Raw genomic sequence first — 2,470 nt, 5'->3', positions numbered from 1 at the left:
CAAGCCCTCGGCCTATTAGTACCGGTCAACTCCACCAGTTACCTGGCTTCCATATCCGGCCTATCAACCCAGTCGTCTACTGGGAGCCTTACCCTCTCAAGGAGGTGGGAGTCCTCATCTCGAAGCAGGCTTCCCGCTTAGATGCTTTCAGCGGTTATCCTTTCCGAACGTAGCCAACCAGCCATGCCCTTGGCAGGACAACTGGCACACCAGAGGTTCGTCCGTCCCGGTCCTCTCGTACTAGGGACAGCCCTTCTCAAGACTCCTACGCGCACAGCGGATAGGGACCGAACTGTCTCACGACGTTCTAAACCCAGCTCGCGTACCGCTTTAATGGGCGAACAGCCCAACCCTTGGGACCGACTCCAGCCCCAGGATGCGACGAGCCGACATCGAGGTGCCAAACCATCCCGTCGATATGGACTCTTGGGGAAGATCAGCCTGTTATCCCCGGGGTACCTTTTATCCGTTGAGCGACGGCGCTTCCACAAGCCACCGCCGGATCACTAGTCCCGACTTTCGTCCCTGCTCGACCCGTCGGTCTCACAGTCAAGCTCCCTTGTGCACTTACACTCAACACCTGATTGCCAACCAGGCTGAGGGAACCTTTGGGCGCCTCCGTTACCCTTTGGGAGGCAACCGCCCCAGTTAAACTACCCATCAGACACTGTCCCTGATCCGGATCACGGACCCAGGTTAGACATCCAGCACGACCAGAGTGGTATTTCAACGACGACTCCCCCTGAACTGGCGTCCAGAGTTCACAGTCTCCCACCTATCCTACACAAGCCGAACCGAACACCAATATCAAACTGTAGTAAAGGTCCCGGGGTCTTTCCGTCCTGCTGCGCGAAACGAGCATCTTTACTCGTAGTGCAATTTCACCGGGCCTATGGTTGAGACAGTCGAGAAGTCGTTACGCCATTCGTGCAGGTCGGAACTTACCCGACAAGGAATTTCGCTACCTTAGGATGGTTATAGTTACCACCGCCGTTTACTGGCGCTTAAGTTCTCAGCTTCGCCCGGACGAATCCAAGCTAACCGGTCCCCTTAACGTTCCAGCACCGGGCAGGCGTCAGTCCGTATACATCGCCTTACGGCTTCGCACGGACCTGTGTTTTTAGTAAACAGTCGCTTCTCGCTGGTCTCTGCGGCCACCCCCAGCTCACCGAGTAAATCGGATCACCAAGAATGGCCCCCCTTCTCCCGAAGTTACGGGGGCATTTTGCCGAGTTCCTTAACCATAGTTCACCCGAACGCCTCGGTATTCTCTACCTGACCACCTGAGTCGGTTTAGGGTACGGGCCGCCATGAAACTCGCTAGAGGCTTTTCTCGACAGCATAGGATCATCCACTTCACCACAATCGGCTCGGCATCAGGTCTCAGCCTCAATGTGTGACGGATTTGCCTATCACACGGCCTACACCCTTACCCCGGGACAACCACCGCCCGGGCTGGACTACCTTCCTGCGTCACCCCATCGCTTACCTACTACCACCTTGGGTCAGCGGCTCCACCACTCCGACCTCGTCCGAAGACTCAGCCGGCGGCTTCACGGCCTTAGCATTAATGGGCTCGATATTGGGCGTTTCAAAGCGGGTACCGGAATATCAACCGGTTGTCCATCGACTACGCCTGTCGGCCTCGCCTTAGGTCCCGACTTACCCTGGGCAGATCAGCTTGACCCAGGAACCCTTAGTCAATCGGCGCACACGTTTCTCACGTGTGTATCGCTACTCATGCCTGCATTCTCACTCGTGAACCGTCCACAACTCGCTTCCGCGGCTGCTTCACCCGGCACACGACGCTCCCCTACCCATCACAGTCCCCGTTGGGGGTATGTACTGCAATGACACGACTTCGGCGGTACGCTTGAGCCCCGCTACATTGTCGGCGCGGAATCACTTGACCAGTGAGCTATTACGCACTCTTTCAAGGGTGGCTGCTTCTAAGCCAACCTCCTGGTTGTCTCTGCGACTCCACATCCTTTCCCACTTAGCGTACGCTTAGGGGCCTTAGTCGATGCTCTGGGCTGTTTCCCTCTCGACCATGGAGCTTATCCCCCACAGTCTCACTGCCGYGCTCTCACTTACCGGCATTCGGAGTTTGGCTAAGGTCAGTAACCCGGTAGGGCCCATCGCCTATCCAGTGCTCTACCTCCGGCAAGAAACACACGACGCTGCACCTAAATGCATTTCGGGGAGAACCAGCTATCACGGAGTTTGATTGGCCTTTCACCCCTAACCACAGGTCATCCCCCAGGTTTTCAACCCTGGTGGGTTCGGTCCTCCACGAAGTCTTACCTCCGCTTCAACCTGCCCATGGCTAGATCACTCCGCTTCGGGTCTTGAGCGCGCTACTGAATCGCCCTGTTCGGACTCGCTTTCGCTACGGCTTCCCCACACGGGTTAACCTCGCAACACACCGCAAACTCGCAGGCTCATTCTTCAAAAGGCACGCAGTCACGAG

Annotated in this window: 1 rRNA gene (only partly in view); it reads right to left on the bottom strand. The window is 56.8% G+C overall.

Annotated elements, in window-relative coordinates:
• Nucleotides 1-2,470, bottom strand: a 23S ribosomal RNA gene (locus EAO77_RS26985) (it continues 1,046 nt past the right edge of the window).

It is taken from the genome of Streptomyces sp. T39, assembly GCF_008042045.1.
Lineage (GTDB): Bacteria > Actinomycetota > Actinomycetes > Streptomycetales > Streptomycetaceae > Streptomyces.
The sequence above is the reverse complement of the archived record's forward strand: the minus strand, read 5'-3'. Positions and strand labels throughout refer to the sequence as shown.